This is a genomic window from Psychrobacter sp. ENNN9_III (assembly GCF_001462175.1).
GTDB lineage: Bacteria > Pseudomonadota > Gammaproteobacteria > Pseudomonadales > Moraxellaceae > Psychrobacter.
In genome coordinates, this window is record NZ_LNUO01000191.1 from 1 (window position 1) to 4,399 (window position 4,399).

General features: G+C 36.2%; 5 protein-coding genes. 1 reads left to right on the forward strand and 4 read right to left on the reverse strand.

Annotated features, from left to right (window positions below; genetic code table 11):
* The coding region (locus PENNN9_RS11660) for a glycosyltransferase (RefSeq protein ID WP_156410102.1) at window positions 1-1,093 on the forward strand (1,093 nt) is incomplete at its 5' end.
* Here the strand turns inward: PENNN9_RS11660 and PENNN9_RS11665 are convergent.
* From PENNN9_RS11665 to PENNN9_RS11680, 4 genes are all read right to left on the reverse strand, one after another.
* Window positions 1,090-1,857: a hypothetical protein gene (locus PENNN9_RS11665; RefSeq protein ID WP_058369837.1), complete on the reverse strand. Its 768-nt coding sequence runs from the start codon at window positions 1,855-1,857 to the stop codon at window positions 1,090-1,092. The genes PENNN9_RS11660 and PENNN9_RS11665 overlap by 4 nt on opposite strands.
* A gap of 93 nt (window positions 1,858-1,950) precedes the next feature.
* Entirely contained in the window at window positions 1,951-2,949 is a 999-nt protein-coding gene (locus PENNN9_RS11670; RefSeq protein WP_058369838.1) for an NAD-dependent epimerase, read from the reverse strand.
* On the reverse strand, window positions 2,949-4,115 hold the full coding sequence (locus tag PENNN9_RS11675) for a nucleotide sugar dehydrogenase (RefSeq protein ID WP_058369839.1): 1,167 nt from the start codon (window positions 4,113-4,115) through the stop codon (window positions 2,949-2,951). The genes PENNN9_RS11670 and PENNN9_RS11675 overlap by 1 nt, the downstream gene beginning before the upstream one ends.
* Before the next feature lie 32 nt (window positions 4,116-4,147).
* On the reverse strand, window positions 4,148-4,342 hold the full coding sequence (locus PENNN9_RS11680; RefSeq protein ID WP_058369840.1) for a hypothetical protein: 195 nt from the start codon (window positions 4,340-4,342) through the stop codon (window positions 4,148-4,150).
* Between the last annotated feature and the right edge of the window lie 57 nt (window positions 4,343-4,399).

Consider the following 4,399-nt stretch of genomic DNA (forward strand, 5'->3'; position numbering starts at 1 on the left):
GCATAAAAAAATAGCGTTGCTCGCTATTAATTGTCTACAAGGCGGAGGGGCAGAGCGTGTCGTTCTTACTTTGGGACAGGGATTTTACGAATTAGGATACGAAGTACATATTTTAAGGTTTAAACCGCGGGTCGAATATGATCTTAATCCAAACCTTATTTATCATATGCTCAAATTCAAACCTTATAAGATGATACCAGGAGCAGAGCGTCGCGATAAATTTTTTGCTCATGCGGTAGATCGTTATGTCAAAAAAAATATTGGACAACCTGATATTATTTTATCAAACCTTGATCGTTCAGATAGTATTTTTAGCTACAGTAGTTTATCTAACATCATTTATGTGATTCATAATACTTTGTCGTTGTTATATAAGTTCGCAAAAACGGATGTTGGTCATCAAAGAAAAGAAAACTTTACGAGAATTTATTCCAAAAATCCTTGCGCCTGTGTGAGTAAGGGAGTAGAAAAGGATTTTGTAGAAAACTTTGGTCATGTTACTTCAACCACAGCAATACACAATCCTATTGATAGAGACGGTATTCAAAAGTTAGCTGATGCTTTCATTCCAGAATATCAAAATTATATTATTCATGTTGGCAGTTTTAAAGAAGCAAAACGTCATGATGTGCTATTGAGAGCTTACGCAAAGACAGATCAGTCTTTACCGTTGCTTCTCTTGGGTAAAGGTAAGCTTCAAAGTAATATAGAGGAGTTGGTAGCAGAGCTCAATCTAGAAGATAAGGTAGTTTTTTTAGGCTTCCATGAGAATCCTTTTCCCTACATAAAGCATGCGCAGTTTAAAGTATTGACTTCTGATTGGGAAGGTTTTGCTTTGGTGATTGCAGAATCTTTAGTTTTAGGGACCCCAGTTATTAGTACTGACTGCCAATCTGGGCCAAGTGAGTTGTTGCCTCAAAAAAACCTAATGCCTATGAGAGATATAGATGCTATCGCAGCTAAATTAAGCTTAGCCATGAAGAACCCAGAAAAATTTCGCTCTGAATTTAGTGAAGCACTTCTTCCTGTCACAATAGCAAAGAAATATATTGAATTTGCATCGAATTTTGAGAATACAGACAAGAGATCTTAATCTAACCACCATTTGGACCAATCATCTCTATGCAGTTGACGTAGAGTGGCAAAAGCACTTTGGTTATTCTGTAGTTTTTCGAATACAGCCAGCAGTATAGTAGTAGCTAATTTGTCGAATTTACGAAATTTGTTATAGCGTTTACGCATATTTCTTAAGCTGTCATCAGTACCAATACGAAAATAAGTAAGACCATCGTATAAAGGCAAATCACCGGCATAAAGTATGTCGGTTTTTTCGTCTAATAACGGCATGGGTTCGGCGTTAGCGCTTAGTTGTAAAAAGTTTTTGGTTTCATGAACCCTTAAGGTGTTCATTAGAGTGATGACGTTCATTAGAATAGCAGTTCTAAGAGTATCATTTGAGTGATCAATGAAAGTGTCGCAGGCTGAGACAATCCAGCGCAGCGAAAGATGCTCTAATAAATAGTTGCTTTCTGAATCCCAAAGCCTCTCAAATTCAGCAAAAGTTTTATCTATTTTGTATTTACGACGCATCAATATAATAAGAGTATTATGATAAAAGCAGAGCTCAGACTCTCCTAATGATTGATACTTTAGATTATTTAAGTGAATTTCTAAGTCTGTACTTTTACGCTCATCTGTTAGTGCCTCAATATCACACAATGACTCAGTAATTACTGTCGTTTTCATCTCATCAAAGTTTTTGCCATCATAGTTTTTGATAATCTTACCCGCATTCAATCTTTTTTCGCTTCGAAATGTTAATAGCAGTTTTCTTTGCCAGTTTGAAGGTGTGGTCATGTCGCTAAAATCCTTTGAAAAAATATGATGAGATTAGAACTTGAACATCTGTCTAAGAAAATGATACAGAAATGGCTTATGAAACACTTTTACTTAAACTGAGTAATATTGTTTGTACCACTCTACAAACTTAGCAATACCATCTTCAATACTAATCGAAGGTTTAAAGCCAACATCAGTGGTTAGCTCATCGATATCCGCATAAGTGATCGGTACATCACCTGGCTGCATTGGAAGCAAGTTCTCTTTAGCTTTTTTACCGCATGCTTGCTCAATAGCGCTAATGAAGCGGCGCAACGTCACTGGTTGATTATTACCGATATTATATATCTGGTAAGGCGCTATCGCTGTAGTAATGGAGGATTTTTGAGGTGCAGGAATTTTATCGATAAGAAGAATGATACCTTCAACGATATCATCAATATAGGTGAAGTCCCGCTGCATCTCACCATTGTTATACACATCGATCTGCTGCCCTGATAGTATTTTTTTGGTAAAAGAAAAGTAAGCCATATCAGGTCGACCATAAGGGCCGTAAACTGTGAAAAAGCGCAAGCCAGTTGTTGGAATGTTATATAAATGACTATAAGTATGCGCCATTAACTCATTAGATTTTTTGGTAGCAGCATATAAACTAATAGGGTAATCAACCCGATCTTCAGTGCTAAACGGCTGCTTAACATTCATACCATAAACAGAGCTTGAGCTGGCATAGAGTAAGTGCTTAACCTTGCTATGACGGCAACCTTCAAGCACATTCAAAAACCCTACCATGTTTGAATCCATATAAGCATGCGGATTTTCGATAGAATAACGCACACCAGCTTGAGCACCAAGATTAATAACAACATCGAATTTGTAGCGACTAAAGAGAGTAGACATGGCTTCACGGTTAGCAAGATCGAGCTTAATAAACTTAAAAGTCTCTGTTGATGAGTTTTCTACTAGTACTTTTATGCGATCATTTTTCAAGTCCACATCATAGTAGTCATTGATGTTATCAATACCAACAATAAAGCAGTTTTTTTCTAATAACTTTTTAATGAGATGAAATCCGATAAAGCCTGCCGCACCAGTTACTAAGATGTTCATTAATCGCTCCCAAATAAATCGCGAGTAAACACCTTGTGCGAGACGTCTTGTATATCAGATGACAATCGGTTTGCGATAATTACATCGCTTATTGCTTTAAATTCTGCCAAATCCTCTATCACACGTGAATTAAAGAAATCTTTTTCTTTTAAGACAGGCTCATAGACGACTACCTCGATACCTTTGGCTTTGATACGTTTCATGATTCCTTGAATAGCAGACGCTCTAAAATTATCCGAACCGCTTTTCATGACCAACCGATGCACGCCAACGACTTGTGGTTTTCTCTCAATAATTTTATCTGCGATGAAGTCTTTGCGAGTTCTATTAGAGTCAACGATGGCTCTAATAAGGTTGCTTGGTACTTCATGATAATTTGCTAAGAGTTGCTTAGTATCTTTAGGCAGGCAATACCCACCATAACCAAAAGATGGGTTGTTATAGTGATTACCAATACGAGGGTCTAAGCCAACGCCTTCAATGATTTGTTTGGTTTCAAGTCCAAACATCTGCGCATAAGTGTCCAATTCATTAAAATACGCAACTCTCATGGCTAAATAAGTGTTTGAGAACAGTTTTATAGCTTCCGCTTCAGTTGATTTCGTAAAAAGGATTGGCACCTCTTTTTTTATAGCGCCTTCTAATAATAAGTCTGCAAATAGCTGAGCACGTTCTGATTGTTCTCCAATGACAATTCTAGAGGGATAAAGATTATCGTATAAAGCCTTTCCTTCTCTCAAAAATTCGGGAGCAAAAATGATACTATTGGTAGAGTATTGTTTTCTTGCTTCAATAGTATATCCGACTGGTACCGTTGATTTAATGATAATTAAAGCAGTTTTATTTACTAGAAGTATTTGTTCAATAACTTTTTCTACGCTTTGAGTATTAAAATAATTGGTTTTTGAATCGTAATCAGTAGGCGTCGCAATAATAATAAAATCAGCATCTTTGTAAGCACTTTTGGCATCTAACGTAGCTTTAAAATCAATATTTTCGTTAGATAAGAAGTCTTCAATATCCTTATCTTCGATAGGTGACTTCTTTGAATTGAGCAATTCAACTTTTTCTGGAATAACATCAACTGCTGTCACTTTGTTATGCTGAGCGAGCAACATAGCATTTGATAGTCCTACGTAGCCTGTACCTACTACTGTTATATTCATAAAAATTCCAAATGTGTATTCGATTTATTATTCTAAATTTGTTTATCTTTATTGTCGCTTAATAATAATGACGAAGGTAAGTAGGCTGAAAACTTGTGCATCATAGCATCAGTAATGGTTTGATATGAACGTTGCTCTAATAAATCAAGGCTTTGAATACACCCATATCTAATCGCTGTATTTTGTAAGTTGATCACAAAGTCCTCAATCCCGCTTTCATTTTTCAAATAATTTCTCTGCACACGACAAAAAAACAAAAAAGTCTGTTAAAGCAAAGGCATAAT